The sequence below is a fragment of the Paenibacillus sp. FSL H7-0331 genome, assembly GCF_001956045.1.
In genome coordinates this window covers 198,217-223,465 of record NZ_MRTH01000004.1, presented here as the reverse complement: position 1 = coordinate 223,465, position 25,249 = coordinate 198,217, and the positions used below count along the sequence as shown (strand labels likewise).

Below are 25,249 nucleotides of genomic sequence, written 5' to 3'. Positions count from 1 at the left end.
CATCAGGCCCCATTTATTTATACTTGTCAAATACTGCATTCCAACCCGTCGCTGCATCGTCCAACGCTTGCTGGGCTGTCTTTTTATCAGTCAGATAGTTTTGAATCTCATTGATCATGATTTTTCTCATTACCGTACTTTCCGGCAGTTGAAGATCGGGATTAATCGGCTTGAGACTCTCATTCTGATCCGCAAACACTTTAAGCAGCGGATTTTTTTGAATATAATCGTCCTTCAGGGCAGTTTTATTGTGCGGGAAGTTGTTGGTAGCTTTCGCCCACGCGATTTGTGTAGACGGTTCCATCATGTAGGTCAGTACTTTCCAGGCGGCGTCCTTGTTCTTGCTCTTGGACATCATGCCGATTGCGCCTCCACCAGCAATCGTGGCGCCAACCGCGCCTTTAGGCATCGGTACAACGCCAAAATCCAGATTCGGATTAGCGGTTTTCTGAATCGCAATTCCCCACGGCCCATCAAACATAAAGGCTGTATTCTCGGCACTGAAATTCGATCTTTTCTCTTTTTCTCCGGCCGACAGCTCACCTGGGGTAGCCACCTTGTCCGTCTTGATCAACCCTTTGTAATACTCCAGCGCTTTGACACCTTCTGGAGAGTTAAACACCGCTTTATTGTTCTCCGTCAGCTTGCCGCCAGCTTGCAGGATGAACGGCCACAGCTCGGTGTTAATCGTGGATGGCGGCTCGGATGCCATGTTGCCTGTAAAGGCAAATTTGTTTTTGCTGGCATCAGCCAGTTTGATGCTGGCACTGCGGTATTCGTCCCAGGTCGTAGGAGGCGTCAGATTGGCCTCCGCAAGCTTCTTTTTGTTGTAGAAAAGTGCCGTATTTCCTGTGATAAAACCCATACCATAATGCTTGCCCTTCCACGGACTCCAGTAAGGACCTTCATTGCTTGTCTGAAATTCCTTGGGCATCGCATTGTAGTAAGTATCGAGAGGCTCGGTAATGCCAGATGCGGCAAATTCAGCTACCCATGGGGAGGTTAGCAGAATGAGATCGGGGACATTGCCTGCGGCATGCAGCGTTACGAGTTTGTCATGCATCTGGGAGAAGGGCATGTCCTGAATATCCAATTCAATATCCGGATTCTTGGCTTCAAACCCTGCTTTTAAATCATTGAGCGGCTTTTCACCAACCTCGCTTTTCCAATACTGCAGCCAGGTGACCTTTGTTTTGGCTTTGCTGACACCAGCTGCTCCGGTGGATGGGGCTGGATTATTGTTGTTAACAACCCCGCTTGGGGCTGAACAAGCAGAAAGAATAAAAGTAGTGCAGGCAAGCATGGCAATAAGACGGCGTTGATTCTTTATAAATGTCATAGATAAAAGCTCCTCTCGTTTCTAAAGTTCCCCTTGTCATAAAACCTCATGCCATAAGTCTGAACGCGCTGCCAAAACCGAGCCGCTCACCCCCCTTCAAAATTAACGTGAGCCTAACCCGCTCCACATTGACCCTCAATTCAAGCTGAATACCAGCCCCGGCTCCTCCTGATCAATCAGTGGCAGCAGGTAATCGACAAAAGCAGGTGTCGGCATATGTCTGCTAGCATCCCAGTATGACGTTGGGAACGTTTTCTCTTTGCCTGCGAAATCGTCCAGTTGTGCCCATTGAACTCGGCTTACGTAAGGCGAGCTTGATTGCCGCTCCAGAGTGACCATCCCGCCGGAATAACCCGCCAGTGCATAATCAATGGCCTTGTCGCCAAGCAGCAGCGATTCTTGGTAATCGACTCTGGAGACAAAACCCGAAGCGATTCGAAATAATGAATTCGGTACGGTGACTCTTGTCGGAATTTTCAGCTGACGATTGATGTACTGCGACAGCCTGAAGCCGATACCTGCATTATGTCCGCGAATGGGGTCCTCTGTGGCATATGGGTCTTTGGCCAGATGGTTCACCTTCATGTGATCCGGTACAATGACGATAATGCTCCGTCCTTTACTGCTGAAGGTGTTGTCCACATCGGCTAGAAAGGCATCGGCATCAATCGGATCGTCAGGCAAATAGACCAGATCCGGGTAGTCGGTTTCCTGCTTCTTGAACAATGCACTCGCCGCAGGCAGCCATCCCCGATTCCCACCCATAACCTCGATAATTTCCACCTTGGATACTGTTTGCAGGGACAGCATATCGGCTGCAAACAGCTGCACCGTATGGGATAGGAATTTGGATGCGCTTCCATAACCGGGGCAATGATCCGTTCCGTCCAGATCATTATCGATAGTTTTCGGAACATGAACAAATCGGATATCCTTGCCCATAGCGCTCGCATACCGATGCAGCGCCAATACCGTTCTGGAGGACCCATTGCCGCCAATATAGCAGAAAATCTTGGCATTCACTCGCTCCAGCTCATCAATGATTTTGGCGTATTCTTCTTCAGCCAGCGGATGCCTTGATGTGCCCAATATGGCCCCCGGCTGCTCCGATGCCTTACAAATCTCAGGCAATTTCTCATTTAAGCGGATCAGCTTATGATTCAGAATCCCTTGCAATCCGTTAGGCGTTCCATAAACGGAGCCCACCTGATCATGCTTTAATGCCTTCTCCACTGCTCCTCGCAGCGATGCGTTGATAACAGGTGTAGGTCCCCCTGATTGACCGATAACCACATTCATTTTATTCATCTGCAGATTCCCTTTCCCGAGCTGCAATTAATAACTGGCACTGCTTTTCCAGCTGTTCTTTCGAACTAGGCTGAATACCATCATCGACAATAATAAAGTGCTCCTTGATAAATGGTGATATATGAATCGTACTAATTGAATTGACCTTGGTAGAATCTACCAGCCAATAAATCTGCTTACCGGAATTCAACAGCTGCCTCTTGACCTCTGATTCCAGAAAATCGTTTCCGGAAAAGCCTTTGGTTAGTGAAACCGCTGTTACCCCGATGAAAACCTTGTCAGCATGAATCTGCATCAGCATCCGGTCCATAATCGGATTGACGAGCGTAGTGGTTTTAGAACGAAAAATGCCGCCCGACAAAATGGTCGTAACACCTTCCCTTCCCTCCAACTCCTCTGCAATATTAACGGTTGTCACGATTGCCGTGACTCCTCTTTTTCCATGCAGGTGCTTGGCGAGCGACAGGGTTGTCGATCCGGCGTCAATCAATATCGTTTCGTCATCCTTAACAAGCGAAGCAGCCAGCTTGCCGATGGCTCTTTTCTCCTGCTTTTGAATGGCTGCCTGATTATAAAACCTCCGGTTCAGAAAATTCGTATCCTTCTCAACCTTCTCGTTCTCCAATAATTTGGCGCCCCCGCGAATGCGGATGATTTGGTTGTTATTGTCCAGAAGCTCCAAATCTCTTCTCACCGTTATTTCTGATACCTGAAGCTCAGCAGCAAAATCAGTAATACTGATCGTATTCTTCTGTTTTAGCAGCTCCAGAATTTCCTGATGCCTTTCGTTTGGAAGCATATCGATTTCACCCTCGCTCTTCAACTAATAAATGAAACAATATTGATCATTAATTTTCATGATAATAATGATAATTTATGATATCAATATTTCATGAACGTTTGTGATATGGATGATAATTTTGTAACATTTGTCTTTAAAATCGATTATATAGCCATTTACCTCAATTGTAAACGCTTTTTTAATAATTAATCTTCTTCATTTCCTTTTTTATATGGTTCAATTCAATAAATTACTGATATTATATGATAATTAATTTCGTATAAATGACTATATTTATCACGATATTATCACAACAAGAGCGATTAAATTGTAAGGCTGTGAACAACAAAACCTCCAGATTCCACTTTCAAAGTGGGTCTGGAGGTTCGCGGTCAAGAGTAGATAAATATTTTTGTCGGGCACCTCTCTCTATTGGACAAACCTTACATGAATCGCTGCAGTCACGCCCTTTCAGCGACGAGTATGCGACATAGCTTACCCAAATCCTCTTTCATTTGAGGTGAAATTCCCTGATCCGTTATCAGTGTATGGTTAGGTAAAATTTTGGATATATGAAAGGAGGCAATAAATCCGAGCTTGGAGGAATCTACAAGCCAATAGATTTCTCTCCCTGAGTTGACCAATATTTTTTTGACATCGGTTTCCAGAAGATCATTGTCCGTAAAGCCGTGCGACAACGAAACTCCGGCCACTCCGATAAACACTTTGTCAGCATATATACTTGTCAGACTTTGCTCAATGAAAGGGCTGATTAATGTCGTTGTGCTTGAACGGAACACCCCCCCGGTGATAACCGTCACTACACCTTCCTTACCCTCCAGTTCCTCGGCAACGTTGATAGCCGTCACTACTGCTGTGATCCGTTTTCTTCCATCAATATGCTTGGCCAGTTGAATCGCTGATGAACCGGCATCAATAATGATCGTTTCATCCTCCTTGATCAGCGACGCGGCCAATTTGCCAATCGCTATTTTTTCCTGCTGATTTTTGGCAAATCGGTCGGAGTAGCGATCATTCAGATAGGCTGTATTCGGCTCAGGCTGTTCTTCAACCCACTGAGCGCCACCGCGGATTCTTACTAGCAGGTTCGTATTGTTATCGAGAAATTCCAGATCTCGGCGAGCCGTAATTTCCGATATTTGCAGTTTCTCGGCGATTTCGGCAATACTCAAGGTTTTGTGTATTTTCATCATTTCAAGTATTTGATTATGTCTTTTCTTAATAATCATTACCATTCAACCTCTTCTTTGCCATTGTATTGGTATTTCTTTATTAGACATGATCACTTCACTTATCATTGTTCAATTGTAAACGATACAAACATGATATGTAAATGCTCTTATTTTGATAACTTTTGATATTTTAAACGCTATTTTTTCATTATTTTGTTGCTAAATTTGAACTGTTGAATTATTATTGAGTTGAAATTGCACATTTAGTCAAATTTTCGATCAGGATGTGATATTTTTGGTAGACAAATGATCATCATATTACCATTTTATCAAAGCAACTGTTTTTTCGAACATAAGTTATATCGAGCTGATATTAAATCAACGGAGGAATCATCCTATGACTAATCTTGTACCTATGACTCACTTCTTACCGAAAGCTAAAGAACAAAAGTTTGCCGTCGGACAATTTAACCTGATTACCTTGGAATTCGCGCATACGATAGCGGAAGTAGCCGAAGAAGAACAATCACCGGTTATATTTGGTGTGGGTGAACTGGGTATTCGCTATATGGGTCTTGAAAATGTAGTATCTATTGCGCAAAATGCAGCCCGTCAGGTAAGTGTTCCCGTGGCTCTGCATCTGGATCACGGCAGCAGCTTTGAAGTCGCGATGAAATGTATCCATGCTGGTTTTAGCTCTGTGATGTTTGATGGGTCCAAATACGATTTGGAGGAAAACATCCGCATGACCCAAAAGGTCGTAGAGGCGGCACATGCGGTTGGCGTATCTGTCGAAGCTGAATTGGGCTCTATCGGTGGTACGGAAGACGATCATACGGTATCTGAGGAGGATGCCCTGCTGGCCAAGCCCGATGAAGCGATCTATTTCTGGAAAGAAACCCGAGTCGATGCCATGGCAATGGCCGTAGGCTCTGCACATGGGATGTATAAAAAAGAGCCAAGGATTCGCTGTGATAATATTCGCACCGTTGCGGAAGCTATTGATGTATCGGTTGTGCTTCACGGAGGATCAGGTATTCCAGATCAACAGATTGTTGATGCTATTCGTTCCGGTATTGGTAAAATCAATGTCAATACAGAGAATCTGGTTGCCTACACCGCGGCAGTACGTGAATTTCTTCAATCGGACAGCGAAATCACGGATCCAAGAAAATATCAGGGGTCGGCGCGTGATGCAATGAAAAATATCGTCAGAAATAAAATCAGGCTTTTTGGCAGTAACGGTAAAGCTTAGGACGCTCCAATTCTCGATTAGCCTCCCGTGGATGCTTAGCATATCTGGAATACGTTGTGATGACATAGCGGCTCCTCAGTAAAATTTTTACGATTTATTACGAACCGATTATGACATTTGCCCATACAATAGGGACAAATGACTATATTATCATAAGCGGAGGTTAACATTATGGATGATCGTGCTTTTGGATTGGGAGGTTTCGGTGGATTGGAAAGTCTTGGTGGTTTTCGAGGAGGGTTAATTGGGCAGCCATCCTATAACCGACCAGATCCTCGTGTTCGATTGTTCCCTTTTTTCTCTCTTTCATCTTTTTCCTTTCCCTTTTTCAGAGGAGAAGATGACCGGGACGGCAACTATTATGCTCAGCATCTTAGCCAAGAAGGAGAAAGCATGGAGCAAATTGCGCAGATGTATAATGTCCCCCAGCCTATTCTTGAAGCCATGAACCCACATATTCAAAATCCTAATGATATTGCTCCAGGAAGCACTGCCTATATCCCTCGTCTGGATAAAATGCATTGCACAACCATGTATGTGCAGGAAGTAGTGCCTGTGAATGCGGCACAACCAGCCTCATTCCGGGAACCAGAGCAGCAAACCATGCCCTATCCGGGAATTCCCCATATGTACGCGCAGGGACAATATCCGAATTTGAATTATCCCCCAGCCTTCTCACAGCAGTTCTACGGGGTACACCCTCAAGCTGGAGGCTATTATGGCCCGCATGGCGTGGGTTTTCAAGCGGGTGGTCATTTGGGCGGTCATGGCGTCGGTGTGCATGCCGGTAGTAATTTTGGCAGCCATGGCCTTGGTGTGCATGCCGGTGGGCATCTCGCTGGTTATGGTACGGGTGTTCATGCTGGCACTCATTTTGGCAGCCAAGGTGTTGGCGTTCAAGCAGGTGGTCACCTGGGTAACCTTGGTGCCGGTGTTCATGCTGGCACTCATTTGGGTCATGGTACTAACGGTCATGGAGTAGGTGTGCATGCCGGTGGTCATCTGGGCGGTCATGGTGCTGGTATCCATGCTGGCAGTCATTTTGGTGGTCATGGAGTGGGTGTCCATGCTGGCGGTCATTGGGGAAACCATGAGGCAGGCGTTCATGCAGACAGCCAATTTGGCAGTCATGGCGTAGGCGGTCATGTGGGAGGCCATATGGGTGAGCACTCCAGCGGTCATCATCATGGCCATGAAGGCGGTAATCAATAATCATATACATTAAAGGCGCAGGGCAGACCGAATAGCTATTATTCGTCTGCTCTTTCGTCGATGCCTACTAATGGTTGAAAAGTCGCAGATATCCACGACTGAATCTACTCGTTATCAAAATCACCGTTAACCATTTTTTCTTTTATTAATTCTAGCGTTCTCAAGCTGCCTAACAGGTAATGCTGCTTTTCCTTCGTTTCGAGCAGGCTAACCGGTGTATCGTTAATTCGTTGGATTTTTTCCTCAAGCCAAGCTACAAATGTTTCCTTGTTCATTCTGTGTGCCTCCAGATTTGATGGGATTTATTTTATAATAATATATCACGACTGTTTTCAAATGAATAGAAAAGGCAAAAACTGCCCTCTGCGGTTGCAGGCAGGACAGTTGGTTAAGGCTTGCATGGACGCTCTTATCCTTGAGCGACTGCGTTGGCATCCATATGAAAAACTTCCCACAGATGACCGTCGATATCCTGGAAGCTCCATCCATACATAAAGCCTTGGTCCATCGGTTCCTTGGAAGGTTGTCCTCCAGAATTTAGAGCTCTGTTGACAATTTCATCCACTTGTTCCTTACTGTCAACAGATAACGCTACAATAACCTCTGTGCTTTTTGCTGTATCAGAAATTTCTTTATTCGTAAAGGTTTTAAAAAAATCTTCAACCAACAGCATGACGAATATGTGCTCACTGACGACCATACACGTTGCATTTTCATCGGTAAATTGGGCGTCGAATTCAAATCCCACTTTAGTAAAAAAATCGACGGATTTATTCAGATCTTTAACAGGTAAATTAACAAAAATTTTATCTGCCTTAACTCCCATAATGGCTCACCCCAAAGTTAAATTTTTCTGCATGTGTAAAGCCCAAGCCCGAGCATGCAGGTTATACTCGCATTCACATTATAGCATTGTAAACGGGATCTTATTTCTTATGGATTGCTATTTTGGGGTTTGCTAGAGCACTGACATACTGTCCCCCTATGGACCGTACTTCTGCTGAAGACGTCGAATTTCATCAATTAATTCCCGTCCTATTACAGCTTCATATTGTGAATAGATCGGTTCCCAGGCGTGCCTCCATTCAGTCCGTTCCGTAGGATTCAGTGTATAAATCTGGATATTCGATTCTTTCCTTATATCCTCAAGCTGCTTTTCATTGAGTTGATAAGCCATTTTATTTCCCCATAATGTCGCTTCCGTCATGGCCTCGCGAAGCGCCGCTTGCAGATCGGGCGATAGCTTGTGCCAGAAGGATTTATTCATCAATACAGCGTAGCCAAGGTAGCCATGGTCACTTATCGTCATGTACTGCTGAACCTGGAAAAATCGCTTGGAATATATATTGGAAATTGAGTTTTCTCCCCCGTCTATAGTTCCATTTTCCATCGCTTTGTAGACGTCGTTAAACGGCATTTGGGTTGTTTTGACATCAAACAGACGAAATTCGGCATCGAGCAATTTGCTTCGCATCGTTCGGAAATGCAGTCCTTTAAAATCGGATGGATGCACAAGAGGTCCCTGATTGCTCGTAATCTGCTTAAAACCATTATCCCAATAGGCCATACCAACCATATTAACCTGCTCTAGCTGGTCGAATAGCACACGTCCAATTTTACCGTTAAAAGCTTCTTGCACGGCTTCATGGGTCATAAAAGCATAGGGCAAATCAAGCGCCATCCATCCGGGCTGAAGCACGGATAAATTCGGGAAGGACGGTGCGATCATTTGGACATGACCCTCCTGTAAAGCTTTAATCTCATCAATCTCCGTATATAAGACGCTATTCGGGTATACTTCGATCTTGACCCGATTATGCGTCTTTTCTTTGACCAGCCGGGCAAACTCCTGCGCAGCCAGTCCTTTAGGCGTATTCTCCGCTACGACATGACTGAATTTAATCACGATCTGCCGGTCAAATCCGACCTGCTCGTCATCATAGACAGAAGGCCCCGCAAATAAGGTCGGGTAAAAACCGATCAGCCATGCAGCCGTCAGGCCCAATACAACAATAACTACGATTCCTGTTACCGATCTCATGCCTGTACCTGCTTTCCGGGCTGCTTGTCTTCCTCTCTATTGTATTCATTGGTATACAAAAATCAAATCATTCGTTATGTACAAGAGATCATCCAGCATTATTCTTGCTATAGCGTTTAAAAACATTTATTGTATGGGGGTAGTTGATACGAAATTGTAGGGGTGCCGGACGATGCTGCAGCGTTTGAAAATTAACTGGAAAATCGCCTTTCTTTCGTTCGGCATCGTGGTCTTCTCCCTGCTGATCGGCGGGACCATTCTCGTTGGCTCGATCATCAGTCTTAAAGAAGACGAGCTCGGACGGCGCCTGCTCGTCACAGCCCGTACCGTCGCGCAAATGCCCGAGGTAGCGGGCAGTCTATCGACTCCCCAACAGAAGGATACGTCGATGCAGGCAGCGGCCGAGCGGATCCGGATCATTAACGATGTGACCTACATCGTGGTGATGGACATGAACCGAATGCGGCTGACGCATCCGGTTGAGAGCAATATCGGGACCTATTCCAGAGGCACCGATGAAGGACCTGCCTTTGCCGAGCATACGTACATAGCGAGAGCCAAAGGAGAGCTGGGCACCGCGCTGAGGGCATTCGTGCCGGTTATGAATGCCGATGAGCATACACAGGTCGGCGTTGTGCTCGTCGGACAGCTGCTGCCCAGTGTGGGTCAGGTGCTGCTGGAGCTGAGCGGTCAGGCTTATCTGATTCTGCTCATCTCTCTGGTGTTTGGTATTTGGGGCTCCTGGCTGCTGGCGCAGCATATCAAAAAGCAAATGTTCGAGCTGGAGCCTCATGAAATCGCTCAGCTTTTAACCGAACGAACCGCAACCTTTCACGCCATGCATGAAGGGGTTATTGCTATCGATAAACATGAACGCATTACCATTTGCAATGATCCGGCCAAACAAATGCTGAACATTCAAGGCGAAGTTATCGGACGGATGATCCGCGAGGTCGTCCCCGACACAAGACTTCCGGAAATTCTGGTGCTGAATCAGCCTATATATAATAAAGAACTTCAGATCGGTCATGCAGTCATTATGAGCAACCGTGTCCCCATTACGGTCAAAGGACAAACCGTCGGAGCAGTTGCCATATTCCGAGATCGGACCGAGGTTGCGCAGATGGCGGAGGAGTTGACAGGCGTCCGGACTTTTGTCGATGCGCTGCGTGTCCAAAATCACGAATACATGAATAAGCTGCACACCATAGGTGGTTTAATCCAGCTTGGCAGTACGGATAGAGCCTTGGATTATATTTTCGAGATTACAGAGCAGCAGGTCGAACTGACTCAATATTTGACTCAGCGGATCAAGAACGATAGCTTGACAGGCTTGCTGCTAGGCAAAATCAGCCGCGGTAAAGAGCTGGGCATTACGCTTGAAATAGATCGGCAGAGCCATCTGGAGCATTTGCCGGAACGAATCGATGATCATGATTTCGTGATCCTGATCGGCAATTTGGTAGAAAACGCCTTTGATGCGCTGGGAGGCATCCGAGCGGACAAACGGATTTTCCTCAGTATTGAGCAGGATGAAGAGGTGCTGTCGATTTTAGTTGAGGATAACGGCTGCGGCATCGATAGCGCTATTCAGGAGAAGATTTTTGAACAGGGCTTTACGACCAAAGGGTCGGGCGGCAGAGGAATCGGCCTTTATTTAATTGCAAGCATCGTTCGTAAAGGGGACGGCAGCATCGTAGTCGACTCAAAACCGGCTGAGGGCACCTCGATCTTTATCTCTTTTCCTATGCGATTGTCTCAGGAAACCACCGTGCCAGGCGTTAACTAGGAAGTGCTTACAAGCCAAATAAGTAAAGGAGGCGTCATACACGATGAGTCAAAGGATCATGAAGGTGCTGCTTATTGAGGACGACCTGATGGTGCAGGAGGTCAATCGGCAGTTTGTGGAACGAGTCGATGGTTTCCGGGTTACAGGTGTTGCAGGCTCAGGATTGGAAGGGATTGAACAGCTTCGTGCGCTGCAGCCGGACCTTGTGATCCTTGATATTTTCATGCCTCTGCAGGATGGCATCGAGACACTGGCGCAAATTCGCAAGGAGCAGCTGTCCGTAGACGTCATTGTCATCAGCGCGGCCAACGATCAGCGGACGATTCAACGCATGCTGCAAAATGGAGCTGTGGACTACATCATCAAACCGTTTAAATTTGATAGGGTCAAGCAAGCGTTGGAGCATTACCGCGTGATGAAGGAACAATTCGAGGCCGAAACGACCGTATCTCAGAGTGAGCTCGATCGGCTGCTGTTCGGAACCTATAGACGAGGTAGTACGGCCAGTGACCCTGTACAGCACCAAGACGCCACCTCCGCTCTGCTTCCGAAGGGACTGCAAGCTGTTACGCTGCGCCAGATTGTTCTATTTTTGAATGAACGGTCTCGGCCCTTGTCCGCTGAAGAAGTCGCTGAAGGTGTAGGTATCGCCCGGGTTACTGCTCGACGATATCTCGAATATTTGGAAAAGAGCGGCAAGGTTCATCTTGATCTTCAGTATGGACTCGGCCGTCCGGTCAACAAATATATTTTATCCGGTTTGAAGCGTTAAGCCCTCCGATCCATAAACCGTTAGACGAAGAGCAGCAGGATGCCCATCCGCTGCTCTTTTTCGTGACCAAAAAGACCAAAACCACCAATATGGTCAAATGATTCACAAAACATTTTGTAAGCGATATCATAAAGCCACAACAACAACAGAGGATGTGATCGAATCTAATGTCTATACCTTCAGGAGCAACCACAAGCATTATTTTACGGCTGGAAATGAATAAGGAAACAACGTCTTTCGGCCAGATTGCAACAGCTATCAGCGATGCTGGAGGCGATATTATCGCCATCGACGTCAATCGCTCGGATAAAACAACGACCATTCGTGATATTACCGTCAATGTGTACGATCACAAACATACAGAGCTCATCGTGCAAGCGGTTGGCGCCGTTACAGGCGTTAAAGTTGTTCATGTATCCGATCAAACCTTTCTGCTGCACATCGGTGGCAAGATCGAAATGACTCCGAAGACACCGATTAAAAACCGCGATGATTTGTCCCGGGTCTACACGCCTGGTGTAGCCAAAATTTGTATGGCCATACACGAGAAAAAATCCCGCGCCCATTCTCTGACGATCAAGCGCAATATGATCGCGGTCGTATCTGACGGATCTGCAGTGCTCGGCTTGGGCAACATCGGACCCGAAGCAGCGATGCCGGTTATGGAAGGTAAAGCCGTGCTGTTCAAACAATTTGCCGGCGTCGACGCGTTCCCTATCTGTCTGGATACTCAAGACACGGAAGAAATTATCCAGATCGTGAAAGCGATTGCACCATCGTTTGGTGGCATTAATTTAGAGGATATCTCATCCCCGCGCTGTTTTGAAATCGAGCGTCGACTTATTGAGGAGCTCGACATTCCCGTATTTCACGACGATCAGCATGGCACCGCAGTCGTTCTGTTGGCAGGACTGCTCAATGCCGTCAAGCTGATAGGCAAACGGCTGGAGGATTGCAAGGTTGTCATCTGCGGTATCGGCGCTGCTGGAACCGCCTGCTCCAAAATGCTGCTGGCCGCCGGTGTTCGCAATCTGATCGGTGTAGATCGTGCCGGAGCTATTGTCAAGGGCGAGGTTTACGAGAATGAAGCGTGGCAGTGGTATGCAGAGCATACGAACCCCGAAAGGCTTAGCGGCTCACTGTCAGAAGTAATTCGCGGTGCGGATGTATTCATCGGCGTATCCGGGCCAGGGGTTCTCAAGGTCGAGGATATACAGCGCATGGCAGCTGATCCCATCATCTTCGCGATGGCGAATCCAACACCGGAAATTTTACCGGAGGAGGCAGAGCCTTACGTCAGAATTATGGCAACCGGTCGCTCCGACTATCCGAATCAAATCAATAACGTGCTGTGCTTTCCTGGTATATTCCGTGGAGTACTGGACTGTCGGGCTTCCCGGGTTACGGAGGAAATGAAGCTTGCTGCTGCGAAAGCGATTGCCTCGGTCGTCACGGACGAGGAATTGAACGAATATTACATCATTCCAAGTGTATTCAATCATACCGTCGTCGAACGCGTTCGTGATGCCGTCATTCAAGCCGCATATGAAAGCGGTGTAGCCCGCAAAACGGTCCGTCCTGACTCTTCAACAACAACAGCAAAACCTTACCAATAACCCTTTTAGAGAAAAGAGGCGTAATTCCATGCGAATTAATTTTAAAAACCTTACGGTCCAGGTCTTATGTGCCATCGTAATTGGTATACTAATCGGGCAATTTTTCCCCGCCACAGGCGTCGAATTGAAGGTGCTTGGAGATATTTTTGTCAAAATGATAAAAATGGTCATTGCCCCCATCGTATTCTTCACGATTGTCATCGGCTTCGCCAATATGGGCGATATGAAGAAAATAGGCCGCATTGGAGGCAAGGCATTACTTTACTTTGAGATTATTACAACCTTCGCAATGGCCATCGGCATCGCAGTGATGTATATGGTCAGCCCAGGATCAGGGATGGATATTAGTAAAGTCGGTAAAAGCGCTGCAGAAGTCGCCAAGTATACGAAGCAGGCTGCAGAAACTCCGCATGGGTTTATGGATTTTCTCGTTAGTGTCATTCCGGACAGCGCAGTTGGTGCATTAGCTAGAGGTGAGATGCTTCCTGTCTTGTTCTTCGCGGTTCTGTTCGGGTTGTCCATGGCCGGATTAGGCGAGAAAGCGAAGCCGGTAACTGTATTTTTTGAAAAAATGAATGAAATCTTTTTCCGGCTTGTCAGCTTGATCATGCGCTTCTCCCCTATTGCTGCTGGTGGCGCTATGGCTTATACAATCGGTAAATTCGGTCTCGGTTCCTTGTTCTCGTTAGGCAAAATGATGGGTTCGGTTTACATCACCATGTTTCTGTTTATCGTAGTCGTTCTAGGAACGATTGCACGAATTTATGGCTTTAGCTTATTCAATTTATTAAAATTTATTAAAGAGGAAATTTTGCTCGTACTTGGTACTTCCTCTTCCGAATCAGCACTCCCGCGTTTGATGCAGCGTCTGGAGCAATATGGCTGCTCCAAATCGGTAGTAGGTCTTGTTGTTCCTACCGGCTACTCTTTCAATCTGGATGGAACATCGATTTATCTGTCTATGGCTGCATTGTTTATCGCTCAGGCTTATGGAATCGAATTAACCTGGGTTCAAATTTTAACCGTGCTTGGCGTCCTGATGCTGACCTCCAAAGGCGCAGCAGGTGTTACCGGATCAGGCTTCATTACTTTGGCCGCTACTTTGGCCGCTGTACCGGGTAATGTGATTCCAATCGAAGGTATGGCTCTGCTGCTCGGCGTTGACCGCTTCATGTCTGAGGCCCGTGCAATCACGAATCTGATCGGTAATAGTGTAGCAACGGTCGTTATTGCCAAAAGCGAGAATCAGTTTACAAGTCCGCAAGCAGCAGCCCCTTCTCTATCCACAGATCAAACAACTTCAATGGGAATAAAAACGGAGCCTCTTTCTCATCTTAATTAAATGTATGAAACTAACTGAGCTGATACCTGTAAGTAGAGAGCTTCCATGTGGAAAGCTCTTTTTATTTCTCTGTGATATTTATCATACCTGCTTACATGTCAACATGGTAAGATATACAAATCAACTACATAAGGAGTGATTTCGATGATCTATTCAAAAATTGTTGTTGCCTATGACGGCTCTGAAATTTCCGAAAAAGCACTGGATTCCGCGATAAAGCTGGCCAAGCTTAATCATTTTTCCCACCTAGAAATCATACATGTCATCAATATTCCCAAATATGTTGTAGGTGAAGCGGTTTACATTCCACCCGTGGAAATCAATAGCGATTACTCTGAACAAATCACGACCCAAATTCAACAATTGCTGCTAAACCCCGATAATACGCATATTGAATCGGCAAGGCAGTCCAGCCCAAACCATTCTTGAATATGCCGAAGAAGTGAATGCTGATCTGATTGTTATCGGCAGCAGAGGCCTTAATGCGATTAGTGAGTTTATTCTGGGCAGCGTGAGTCACAATGTCGTGCAGCATGCCAAAATTCCAGTATTAGTTGTTAAATAAGAAGCACCGCGAGGTGCTTCTTTTTACTTATTGCTTTGAACGAGATGTAAATCCTCTTATGGTTCGCTTTACTTTGGCAATTGATCGGTGTTATCGAATTTGTTTTAATAAATCTTCTATCTCTTTTCGCGACATGGTTTGCGCACCGGCCATAGTAACCACCGCATCCAACAGCAATTCGGACCTGCGGGGATCAATTTCCTGATCATAATAGCCAAAATAATTACTCGGATCTTTTTGGATAAATTGGACATAATCATAGATCGAGGGCTTCATATGGCTAGGCGAAAGCGGCAGCTCTTTAAGTGTAGAGAGTTGGCCGCTGGCCTCGACGAACTTCTTCCTTTCCTCCATACTCAGCATATAGGAGAGTACCTCAAAGGCAGCTTGTTGATTACTGTTTTTGGAAATCGCCCAGCCGGAGGAGCCGCCATAATAAACAGTACGATCACCTTTACCGTGAACCGTCGGAAAGCGAAAATAACCGATATCAGGGTTGCTCAGCATCTCTTCGGCAGCCCAATCACCTTGCAAATACATCGCCGTTTCGCCGTTCAAAAGCATGTTCTCCGCCGTCTTCCTATCCACCCCCAGAAAACCCGGTTCAAACATTTTTTTCTTCACCAATTCTCGAAATAGCAGGGCTGCTTCAATAAAGCTGGGGTCGGTAAAATCTCCCGTACCCTTAATCGTGTGCTGATAGGAAGTAGTTCCTCCCAGCCTGTTGGACAGATAAGCGTACCAATTAAGCAGGGGCCACCTTTCCTTACCGGAGACGCTAAATGGCGAAATCCCTTTACTTAACAGATTCTCGGCAGCGAGTATCAGCTCATCCCACGTTTCCGGAGGCGTGATCCCGAATTGGGCAAACAGGCGCTTGTTATACCAAAACATGACGTGACTGGTAGTGTGAGGAAGCCCGTAAAGCCTTTCATAATAACTGGAATTCTGCAGCGCTTCCGGATAAAATTGCTTCTTATACGCGGGCTTCTCCTGTATCAAGTCAGTTAAATCGGCGACAATCTGGGAGTCGACCATATACTTAAAGGATTCCCCTGTCCAATAATAAAACAAATCCGGCATTTTCCCTGAAATGGCTGCCACTCTAAGCTTGGCTTTATAGGTTTCCCCCTCGTAAAAATACGGTACGATCTGAATATGAGGATGTGTCTGATTAAAGCTCTGAATGCTTTCCTTGACAACTTTCTGCCGCAGGTCATTGGTTTCCTGGTTCCAAAACGTAATTTTAACGGGTACTGTAGGAGCGGGAAACTCAGCTTGAGGTGTCTGGGACGCAGACGAAAGACAGCCTTTGCTCATGATGGTCAGCAGCAAGGAGACCAGTAGTACGGCTAGTACCAATAACTTAGGCTTACGCGTTCTCATCACGGTCGCTCCCGCTCTTCTCTTGAATTTTTTTTCTGTCGTTGCGATATTCCTTCGGAGTCAAGGCCTCCGCTTCACGGAATACTTTCACAAAGTATTTGGACGAACTGAATCCTGTACGCTCGGCAATTTCGTATATTCTCATATCCGTCCCAAGCAGAAGCTCTTTAGCCTTCGCTAGCCTCTGACTGGTGAGGTAGTCGCTGAAGGTTTGTCCGGTTTCTTCTTTGAAAAGTACGGATACATAGCTCGAATTCAAATGAATATGCTCGGCAACGTCCCGGATACCCAGAGAAGGATTCGACAGCTCGGAAGAAATAAAGATTAACGCTTTGCGGATTGAATCATTGTGCACCTGCGGCATGGCAAGTGCAGAATCCGTATGCGATTGTTTCCACAGCTTTCTGGTTTCAAATGCTTCTTCCACCGCTGCAATCAGGCTTTGGTATTCAACGGGCTTCAGGATGTAGTTCACGGCTCCCAGTGCCATTGCTTTGCGGGCATACTCAAACTCCGCATAACCGGTTAGCAGTATGGACGTCGTCTCCAGTCCCTCCTTTTTGAGTCTTTCGAGCAGTTGAATACCATTAAGACCCGGCATCCGTATATCCGTAATCAGTAAATCCACGGGATGAATTCTTCGGTATTGAAAAGCCTCCAGACCGTTTTCCACTGTGTGTAAATTCACTTTTCCTTGTGACCAGGTTTGTAATGCTTTTAATACACCATTTCGGGTAGGCAGCTCGTCCTCAGCAATGAGAATGCAAGGATATTCAGACATTGCGCTCAACTCCATAGGGAAGATAAAGATCTAAGATTGTACCTCGATCGGGACTGCTTTGAAATTGAATTCCGTATTCTTGACCATAATACAGCTTGATTCGTCGTTGTACGTTTAACAAGCCCATACCTGAGGAAGAGGACGATGAGTGGGGGTCTGGCTGATTATGGACCTCCAACTTTTGGGTCAAGGCTGCAAGAGTTTCTGTGTCCATGCCAACTCCATCATCCTTTACCTGAATGCCTAACAAAGACTTACCGTCCCTTTCCACATTTCGGATTGATACCAGTAGGGAGGATGCACCAACCTTTGGTTCAATACCATGCTGGATAGCGTTTTCAACGAGTGGTTGTATCAACAGCTTGGGCAGCTTGATATCGTAGGGAAGCGGATCGATATGGAATTGCCAATGCAGGCGGTGACCTATCCGGTATTTCATAATTTCCATGTAGCGTTGGCAATGTTCGATTTCGGCATTGAGGCTAACCCAATCATCATTGCTTCCTGCATTAATGGTATATCGGAACAGCTTGGATAAGGCAATAACGGTTTGAGCCCCTTCTTCCTCCTGCTTCTCTATCAACGTCCAGTATAACGATTCCAGCGTATTAAACAAAAAATGCGGATGAATTTGGGCCTGCAGCATTTTGATTTCTGCCTGATTGTTCAGACGTTCCTTTTCGTAAACCGTTTGCACAAGCTGATGCAGCTCTCTGACCAGATTGTTGTACGAGATGTTAAGCTCATTCATTTCAAAGTTAAAATAGACCTCGTCATTTTGCTGCGGCAGAGCAAATACAGGGATACGCATTTTATTTCTGAGCCTGCGGATCGGCTTCGTTATGATGCTGGACAGAATCCACAGAAGCAGGAGACACAGTACCGCACCGATAACAAGCGCCCACAGTAAAGCCTGCTTTAAAACCAAAAGGCCTTCGGTTATCGTATCAAGTGGTACGAGCATCAGAATAGACCAGTTGGTCTCTGTTGATTGACGAACGATTTTCAAATAGTCCGTACCTTGTATTTGAATAATCGAATGCGCTCCTTGCGCAGCCGTGCTTGTCAGAATCGCCGGATCGACCGAATCCAACAGTGAAGGGGCACTTGAGGCCACAAGCTGTGCATGCCGATCGAACAAATGCATCGTGCTTCCCTTGACTGTAGGAAATTCCGTATTGAAAAAGTCAAGCAGCGAATCCGTAACCCGGAATACTGCGTAACCTCCCCTTCCCAAGTAATCATCCTCCAGGCGGATCTGTCTCACGGCAAAAAGATGCCCGCTTTCCTTGCGCTGCATTTCCGCCCATATCAATTGGCCTTCTTTGATATTTGCGAAAGTAGCCGTTTCCAATCCGATCCGTTCCGAAATATTTTGGTTTTCCAGCGGATATAAGGGTTCATCCCCTGCATACAGCTCAATGCCTTGAATCAGCCACGATAAAGCCATCAAATTATTCAAAATCGGGCGGACCGACAACTTCTGATCGATCGTGAGCACCTCTCCTGTCTTCGCTTTATATAATAGCTGCTGGATTCGGGCATCCGTCACCAGCTGCAGGCTAAGCGAATCGACCTGAGCCAGAACTGCATCAAGCCGTGCACTCGCTTGCTTCGCCGTTTCCCCCACATAGGATTCGGCATTACGGATCAGCAGATCCGATATGGAGCGATATACAAGCCCCCCTGCAACGGAAAGCACGACGACCATAACCAGCAGGAAGCCAAGTAAAATTTGCACTCGGGTCCTGTTCAATTGAAGATTTGCTATCATCCTGTACATGTCCAACACATCCTTTAAACACAAAGAACCATTTCCTATATTACACTATAGGGATGGTCCGCATGCAACATATTGAATTTAACAGGTTTGTTTCTCGCAGGATCAGCCCTTTACGGCGCCGGCGGATAACCCTTTGACTACCTTTTCCTGAGCAACAAAATAAGCGATCAGCAGCGGCAAGGAGCCGAGTGTGAGTGCAGCCATAATTCCCGGAATATTGACCGAAAATTCACCGTAAAAGGCGCGTAGTCCAAGCGGCAGCGTCATCTTGGCCGGTGTTGTTATAAGAATCAGACCGAACACGAACTCATTCCATATATGAATAAAATTATAAATTCCTATCGTTGCCAGAGCCGGAGACAGCAACGGGAGAATGATTTTCCAAAATAATTGGGGCTGGGTCGTTCCATCCATAATGGCCGCTTCATCGAGCTCTCGGGGAATCTCCCGAATAAACTGTGCCAGGATGATAATGGAGATCGGTAGACTAAAGGAGATATAGGGACCTGCCAGCGCCCATAACGAATCGTACAAGCCGATTTCTTTGGTAAGAATATACACCGGAATTAGCGTTGTGTGAACCGGGATCATCATGCCAGCAAGAAACAAATAATAAATCGGACGGTTGAGCTTGAATCTCATACGAGAGAGTGGAAAGCTGACCATCGCTGACAACAGAATAACGGCGGCTACGCAAAAAATCGAAATCATCAGGCTGTTCACAAAATAACGGTCGATCCCCAGTTTAAAAACAAGTCCATAGTTTTCAAGCACAAAGTTGGTCCATAAGGACGCGGGATTCTGAAAAAAATAAGTCTGTGTTTTCAATGAGGTCGCTATCATGTATACAAACGGATATCCGGTAAAGACCAGTAATACGAGTGCAATAAGATAAAGCCCTGCACGCTTTATCATGGAAAGCATTGTGATCATCCCCTTCTTTATGCTGTATTGTCCCCGATTATCAGGCTGTCTTATCGCGGGATCTGTCGGCCGCCAGGATGATGAGTGCAACCACAAATGCGATGGCGAACATCGTAAACGAAATGGAACTGGCATAACCCATGTTAAATTTGGAAAAGGCCTGCTTGTACATATAAGTTGCCATGAGCTCCGTACTACTGGAAGGGCCGCCCGCAGTCATAACAAAAATCAGGTCGAAATATTTTAACGATCCAATTACAGATAACACCGAGGATGTGATAATTGTCGGTTTAATCAAGGGAAGCGTAATGCTCCAAAACTTTTTCCAACCGCTGCATCCATCGATTTCTGCTGCTTCGTAAATTTCATCGGGAATTCCCGAAATCGCTGCACGAAATAAGATCATATAAAACGGCGTATATTGCCAACAAATCGTCACGATTACCGCAATAAAAGCAGTCTTCGGGTCGCCCAGCCAGCCATTTTGCCACGAGCTAAGCCCGATAACCTCCAGCAGCTTGTTGACAATACCGAACATCGGATCATAGATGAATGTCCACAAAATTCCGACTGCCACGGTAGACATGAGCAGCGGCAGGAAGTATACGGTACGAAATATACGCATGCCTCGAAGTGGGGCAAATAAAATGAGCGCCATGATGAGCCCAAGTGGAATCTGCGTTACCACAGAAGCGATAACCAGCAGCATATTATTAGAAATCGTCATCCAAAATACTTTATCCGACAACAATGTACTGTAATTATGGAGAGCTATAAACGTTTTTTCAGCCTGAATGCCGTTCCAGTTAAATAGACTGTAATAAAACGTCGCAAAGATAGGATAGATTACGTAGACCAGATAAATAAGCAGCGTCGGGCCGATAAACCTTAGTAAAAACAGGTTGGTTCGAAGCTTGTTCTGTCTGCGGATCTGCTCGGTCGAAGTCGTGCCGCTCCCTGTCGGAGCAGAAGTCGCTGTAGGATTACTGCTGTTCATGGGAAGCTCCTTTCTCTTCTGGTGTGTTACCGGGAAGGGGAGGCATCCCTCCCCCTGATCAGTATTAATCACCCGATTTATTTTTTCAGGACTTCTTTGGCTTTCGTTTCCATCTCTTTGGCTGCAGCAGCCGGTGTCATCGAATTACCAAATAAATTCTGGGTTGTATCTTTGTGCAGCTCGGCAAGCTCAGCAGGCAAGGTTTGGTCATAGAAGGTCTGCATGGAGGTTGCTTTGCTCAGCATATCATTGAGTTCTTTGGCAAAAGGATCGGAATAAGTAACTCCTTTAACTGCCGAGATTGTGCTCGCCTGATCCGCCATTTGCTGTGCAAGCTCCTTGGAGGTCAAAGCTTTAACCAGCTCAATCGCTTCGGCAGGATATTTACTCTTGGCAGCTACTGAGAATACAGGAGATACGCCCCCTACCAGATCGGTAACTTTACCTTTGCCGCCAGGTATTGCAGGGAATGGGAACATGCCTACTTTTTTCTCGAAATCAGGTGATTCCGCACGAATGTTATTAATGTAGGAAGACGTTTGCATTTCCATAGCCGCTTTACCTGTGTACATCAGCTGACGGGAATTTCCAGTGTCGTACTGAATACCGTTAAATCCGGGATTGAAAGCGCCGCGTTTAACCAAATCCTGAATCATCTCTCCGGCCTTCACATAAGTTTCGTCATCAAAGGTACGTCCCTTTCTTTCGAAGGCTTCGTTGAAGATTTCCGAGCCACCTAAACGGTTAGCAAAATACATCAGGTAGAATGCCGCAGGCCATTTGGTTTGGTTGGCTAGTGCGATAGGAATGATGTTCTCTTTCTTCAGCTTATCGATGATCGTAAGCAGTTCATCATAGGTTTGTGGCGGTTGTATGTTGTATTTGGCGAAAATTTCTTTATTGTAATAAAAGGGAACGACGGACATGGCAAGTGGTGCACCATATACCTTTTTATCAAAGGTAGCTACATCCAGGCCAGCAGTCAAAAACGCATCGCTGCTGATTTTGCCAGTCAGGTCCAGCACTTGGTTAGCGCTTACAAATTGCTTCAACCAGCCGCCGCCCCAGGAGTGAAATACATCCGGTGGATTTCCGCCGCCCATTGCTACGGACAGCTTCGTCTTGTAAGGGTCGTTAGGAATTTGAACCGCTTCCACGTCTACGTCAGGATGATCCTTCATAAATTTTTGGACGGCCGCTTCAATAAGCTCCTTCCGTTTGCCTGTGTCAATATACCAGAACGATAGCTTCTTTTTCTCACCAGCTTTAGCTGCAGGAGCAGGCTGGGTCGGTTTGGCATCTGGTGCTGCCGGTGTCGCAGGTGTTGTCCCACTCCCACTGCAGGCCGAGATGACAAACAATACACACACGCAAAGCATCGCAATCCACTTTTTCATTTGTATACCCCTTTCAAACTTGTAATTTGTTTACGCTTTCATAATATCATCGATCCTGATCATTAAATAAGGCACTCTGATATGCTAAAATGCCAATTTGATTGGAAATGTAAGCGTTATTAATTAAAAAGCAAAAAATCCCCTTCGTCGACAACTACCTTCGTTATCAATCGTAAGGGGATCCTATTTACTTGAGTGCCATCCGCTTGCTGTACTCGAGATTGATTTCATCGGTAATCCGGGTATAGGTCGGATCTTTCCTAAGCGTATCTACAAAGGTATCCCATTCCTGCATGGAAATTTTCCCGATGATGGCTTGTACCTTCGTATCGGCAATTTTCTTGTTGTAGTCGGCTCCTACTTTAAGCTCAGTTTGGGAAACCAGACCAATCGCAGGGTCACCCGTAGATAACTTTGCTTTTTGTTCAGCAATTTTCATGTTGCGCTGGTATATTTCCTTGGGCATCCCTGCCGCGAACTGCCACAAATCCAGCACGGGCGTACTGAACATTTTACCCCATGTAGCCGTTCCTATGCTGTCTGCAAATGCTCTATCGTTAGCGATTTTCAGACCGTCAACCACCGTATAATGCACACCCTTGATCCCGTAAAGCGTTAAATCCAATCCTTCACCACCGGAGCCATAATCAATAAACTTGAGAATGGCTTTCATCTTCTCCTCAGGTACGGTCTTGGGAATAGCCAATACACCGTTAAAGCCGGTAGTCTGCGTTACGAATGCTTTACCTCCTGCTTTGGGTGCCAAGGAAAGCATCGGGGTCCACTCGACCGACGGGTCCTTCTTCCATTGCTCCATCGTATATCTGAACAACGCTTCCGGTGTTTCCGAGGTCAATCCGGCTCTACCGCTTGTAGCGAGCTCCCAAAACTGATTTTCCTTCAGCACAGGGAAATCGTATGGAATCAGACCCTCGACATACAACTTGTTCAGGTAAACGAGTGTCTCTCTCATTTCCGGCTCCAGTATCATATTGATCAGCTTGCCGTCTTGTTCCTTCCATTTACCAACGGTTCCCGTAAATACTTCTTCAATAACACGCCAATCCCGCATCGTATAACCAACCGTATTTTCTTTGCCGTCCGGTGCCTGGTCTTTAAAAGCCTTGAGCACGGTGTACAGCTCATCCATATGAGTTGGCATCTTGAGACCTAATTTATCCAGCCAATCCTTTCGGATCGAGGCAAAACCACCCCCATTCAAGGGACGTCCAGCCGGAACTGCAAAGGATTTTCCATCAATCTGCGTATGGTTCCAAATCTTCGGGTCCAGTGCCATCAGGTTCGGATAATTTTTGATATAAGGCGTCAAGTCCCAGAACTCACCCTGCTTCACCAATTGAAGGAACAGAGGTGTCGTGATATTCGGGATTTTGATCAAATCGGCAATATCACCGGTAGCCAAAGCCACATTGACCCGATCCGCGTAATCGCCGCTAGGCACCCAGACTACTGTAAGCTTCGTATGGGTTCTTTTCTCAAATTCCTTCAGTACCGGATTATCCGGAGATGGAGGCTGAGCTATCGTGTAGTCCGCCATGATTTTGATATCGGTCGGCTTGCCAGAGGCTTGGGACTCTTCACTGACATGGACTGCAGGAGCTTCTGACGACGGAATGGAGCAAGCAGCAAAGAAAGACAAGGCAACCCATGTGGATACTAGAAACAGGGGCCGTTTATGGAGTATCGTCGTTTCACTGAATTTCATTGTGAATTCCTCCCATAAGATGAACGCAGAACTTATAAACGGGTGACCTGCTGCCAGATTGAAGGCTCCACCGGGATTCCATGCTCCAAATTATACTGCCGTCTGACAAGTGTATCCTCACCGGGGTATCGAACCGTACTGTCCTCTTCAAGTGGCGCAGCTCCTTGTAAATCAAGAATCGCCTCATGAATCCGTTCGTTAATGTAGTCAAGGTTAGGAAATGCACCGATATCAAAAGCCATAAAGACTTGCGATACGCTATGCTCAACGGGCAGCTTGCCAATCTCATGAGTGGATTGACCATCGGCAAGCATTGCAGCCATCAGATCAAGCACAAGCGCTAAGCCCGATCCTTTCCAAAAGCCGATAGGCAGTGGCCTTCCCGACTCCAGGATAGCGGATGGATCTTTGGTCAGGTTACCAGCCGTGTCATACCCGCCATCAACAGGAAGCTGCGATCCAAGCAGCTTCTTCGTATTCAGCTGTCCATAGGAGAATTGGGAAATCGCCATGTCCAATACGATAGCTCCTTCTGCCCGTGGCACTGCAAATACAATCGGATTGTTGCCAAGCTTTCTTTCGGTGGAGCCCCACGGGGGCAGATTGGGCATCGTGTTGGTCCAGCAAATCCCTGCACAGCCTGCTTCTACAGTCTGCCAGCCATAGCTTCCGCCACGCATCCAATGATTTGTATTCCTGAGAGCCACACAACCAATGCCATGCTGCTTGGCCAGAGCAATCGCCCTGTCCATGCACAAGCTGGCATTGAGATTGCCCGGTCCAAGATGTCCATCCCACCTCTCCATAGCCCCGAAGCTATGGATGCATTCCGGTACAGCATCGATATCGATATAACCCTTATCCATATATTCGATGAAAGATGGAAATCGATTCAGCCCATGTGAGTACACCCCATCGAGACTGGCCTCGGCAAACAGCGCTGCACACTGTTGTGCCCGTTCTTCAGTGAAGCCCTTGCCAAGCAGCACGCGTACAAATTGATCCATCATCTCGGAAAAAGGAACTCTCAGCATGATCCAAA

23 protein-coding genes are annotated in these 25,249 nt (G+C 46.6%); 8 read left to right on the top strand and 15 right to left on the bottom strand.

The window, feature by feature from the left end:
- Positions 1-13: 13 nt before the first annotated feature.
- The 4 genes from BK127_RS07830 to BK127_RS07815 form a co-directional block, all read right to left on the bottom strand.
- On the bottom strand, positions 14-1,339 hold the full coding sequence (locus BK127_RS07830) for an ABC transporter substrate-binding protein (RefSeq protein ID WP_076229461.1): 1,326 nt from the start codon (positions 1,337-1,339) through the stop codon (positions 14-16).
- 135 nt (positions 1,340-1,474) lie between these two features.
- A complete protein-coding gene (locus BK127_RS07825; RefSeq protein ID WP_076229460.1) occupies positions 1,475-2,647 on the bottom strand; it encodes a diphosphate--fructose-6-phosphate 1-phosphotransferase in 1,173 nt (390 codons plus the stop codon).
- Positions 2,640-3,446: a DeoR/GlpR family DNA-binding transcription regulator gene (locus BK127_RS07820; RefSeq protein ID WP_076229459.1), complete on the bottom strand. Its 807-nt coding sequence runs from the start codon at positions 3,444-3,446 to the stop codon at positions 2,640-2,642. The genes BK127_RS07825 and BK127_RS07820 overlap by 8 nt, the downstream gene beginning before the upstream one ends.
- A gap of 443 nt (positions 3,447-3,889) precedes the next feature.
- On the bottom strand, positions 3,890-4,678 hold the full coding sequence (locus BK127_RS07815; RefSeq protein WP_076229458.1) for a DeoR/GlpR family DNA-binding transcription regulator: 789 nt from the start codon (positions 4,676-4,678) through the stop codon (positions 3,890-3,892).
- A 340-nt stretch (positions 4,679-5,018) separates the two neighbouring features.
- On the opposite strand from BK127_RS07815, the gene fba reads away from it, so the two are divergent.
- Both fba and BK127_RS07805 read left to right on the top strand, forming a co-directional pair.
- Complete coding sequence (gene fba, locus BK127_RS07810) at positions 5,019-5,876, top strand: class II fructose-1,6-bisphosphate aldolase (protein WP_076229457.1); 858 nt, start codon at positions 5,019-5,021, stop codon at positions 5,874-5,876.
- Positions 5,877-6,047: 171 nt separating this feature from the next.
- Positions 6,048-7,088: a LysM peptidoglycan-binding domain-containing protein gene (locus BK127_RS07805; RefSeq protein WP_076229456.1), complete on the top strand. Its 1,041-nt coding sequence runs from the start codon at positions 6,048-6,050 to the stop codon at positions 7,086-7,088.
- A gap of 104 nt (positions 7,089-7,192) precedes the next feature.
- On the opposite strand, the gene BK127_RS43615 is transcribed toward BK127_RS07805, so the two are convergent.
- From BK127_RS43615 to BK127_RS07795, 3 genes are all read right to left on the bottom strand, one after another.
- Positions 7,193-7,363 carry a hypothetical protein gene (locus BK127_RS43615; RefSeq protein ID WP_179097418.1) on the bottom strand — a complete coding sequence of 57 codons (171 nt, stop codon included), beginning with the start codon at positions 7,361-7,363 and terminating at the stop codon, positions 7,193-7,195.
- Positions 7,364-7,497: 134 nt separating this feature from the next.
- Positions 7,498-7,914, bottom strand: coding sequence for a VOC family protein (locus BK127_RS07800; protein ID WP_076229455.1), 417 nt, complete (start codon positions 7,912-7,914; stop codon positions 7,498-7,500).
- 156 nt (positions 7,915-8,070) lie between these two features.
- Positions 8,071-9,129 (bottom strand): DctP family TRAP transporter solute-binding subunit, encoded by a 1,059-nt coding sequence (locus BK127_RS07795; protein WP_076229454.1) that lies wholly within the window; start codon positions 9,127-9,129, stop codon positions 8,071-8,073.
- A gap of 172 nt (positions 9,130-9,301) precedes the next feature.
- Here BK127_RS07795 and BK127_RS07790 point away from each other — a divergent pair, with 172 nt between their 5' ends.
- The 6 genes from BK127_RS07790 to BK127_RS44695 all read left to right on the top strand — a co-directional run bounded on the left by BK127_RS07790 (position 9,302) and on the right by BK127_RS44695 (position 15,213).
- Positions 9,302-10,918 (top strand): ATP-binding protein, encoded by a 1,617-nt coding sequence (locus tag BK127_RS07790; protein ID WP_076229453.1) that lies wholly within the window; start codon positions 9,302-9,304, stop codon positions 10,916-10,918.
- 43 nt (positions 10,919-10,961) lie between these two features.
- Positions 10,962-11,690, top strand: coding sequence for a response regulator (locus tag BK127_RS07785; RefSeq protein WP_076229452.1), 729 nt, complete (start codon positions 10,962-10,964; stop codon positions 11,688-11,690).
- A gap of 167 nt (positions 11,691-11,857) precedes the next feature.
- Positions 11,858-13,306, top strand: a complete 1,449-nt coding sequence (locus tag BK127_RS07780) for an NAD-dependent malic enzyme (RefSeq protein ID WP_076229451.1) — start codon at positions 11,858-11,860, stop codon at positions 13,304-13,306.
- 28 nt (positions 13,307-13,334) lie between these two features.
- Positions 13,335-14,648 (top strand): dicarboxylate/amino acid:cation symporter, encoded by a 1,314-nt coding sequence (locus BK127_RS07775; protein WP_076229450.1) that lies wholly within the window; start codon positions 13,335-13,337, stop codon positions 14,646-14,648.
- 144 nt (positions 14,649-14,792) lie between these two features.
- Entirely contained in the window at positions 14,793-15,077 is a 285-nt protein-coding gene (locus BK127_RS07770; protein ID WP_256711220.1) for a universal stress protein, read from the top strand.
- Between the two features lie 13 nt (positions 15,078-15,090).
- Complete coding sequence (locus tag BK127_RS44695) at positions 15,091-15,213, top strand: universal stress protein (RefSeq protein ID WP_256711219.1); 123 nt, start codon at positions 15,091-15,093, stop codon at positions 15,211-15,213.
- A 90-nt stretch (positions 15,214-15,303) separates the two neighbouring features.
- Here the strand turns inward: BK127_RS44695 and BK127_RS07765 are convergent, their stop codons facing one another.
- From BK127_RS07765 to yiaK, 8 genes are all read right to left on the bottom strand, one after another.
- Positions 15,304-16,599, bottom strand: coding sequence for an ABC transporter substrate-binding protein (locus BK127_RS07765; RefSeq protein WP_076229449.1), 1,296 nt, complete (start codon positions 16,597-16,599; stop codon positions 15,304-15,306).
- Positions 16,586-17,380 (bottom strand): response regulator transcription factor, encoded by a 795-nt coding sequence (locus BK127_RS07760; protein ID WP_076229448.1) that lies wholly within the window; start codon positions 17,378-17,380, stop codon positions 16,586-16,588. The genes BK127_RS07765 and BK127_RS07760 overlap by 14 nt, the downstream gene beginning before the upstream one ends.
- Positions 17,373-19,136: a cache domain-containing sensor histidine kinase gene (locus BK127_RS07755; protein ID WP_179097417.1), complete on the bottom strand. Its 1,764-nt coding sequence runs from the start codon at positions 19,134-19,136 to the stop codon at positions 17,373-17,375. The genes BK127_RS07760 and BK127_RS07755 overlap by 8 nt, the downstream gene beginning before the upstream one ends.
- Positions 19,137-19,265: 129 nt before the next feature.
- Positions 19,266-20,078, bottom strand: a complete 813-nt coding sequence (locus BK127_RS07750) for a carbohydrate ABC transporter permease (protein ID WP_305954286.1) — start codon at positions 20,076-20,078, stop codon at positions 19,266-19,268.
- 49 nt (positions 20,079-20,127) lie between these two features.
- Positions 20,128-21,084, bottom strand: coding sequence for a carbohydrate ABC transporter permease (locus BK127_RS07745; protein WP_083689152.1), 957 nt, complete (start codon positions 21,082-21,084; stop codon positions 20,128-20,130).
- A 77-nt stretch (positions 21,085-21,161) separates the two neighbouring features.
- Entirely contained in the window at positions 21,162-22,481 is a 1,320-nt protein-coding gene (locus BK127_RS07740) for an extracellular solute-binding protein (RefSeq protein ID WP_076229445.1), read from the bottom strand.
- A gap of 187 nt (positions 22,482-22,668) precedes the next feature.
- Positions 22,669-24,207, bottom strand: coding sequence for an extracellular solute-binding protein (locus BK127_RS07735; protein ID WP_076229444.1), 1,539 nt, complete (start codon positions 24,205-24,207; stop codon positions 22,669-22,671).
- A gap of 32 nt (positions 24,208-24,239) precedes the next feature.
- A complete protein-coding gene (yiaK, locus tag BK127_RS07730; protein WP_179097416.1) occupies positions 24,240-25,241 on the bottom strand; it encodes a 3-dehydro-L-gulonate 2-dehydrogenase in 1,002 nt (333 codons plus the stop codon).
- Positions 25,242-25,249: the final 8 nt, after the last annotated feature.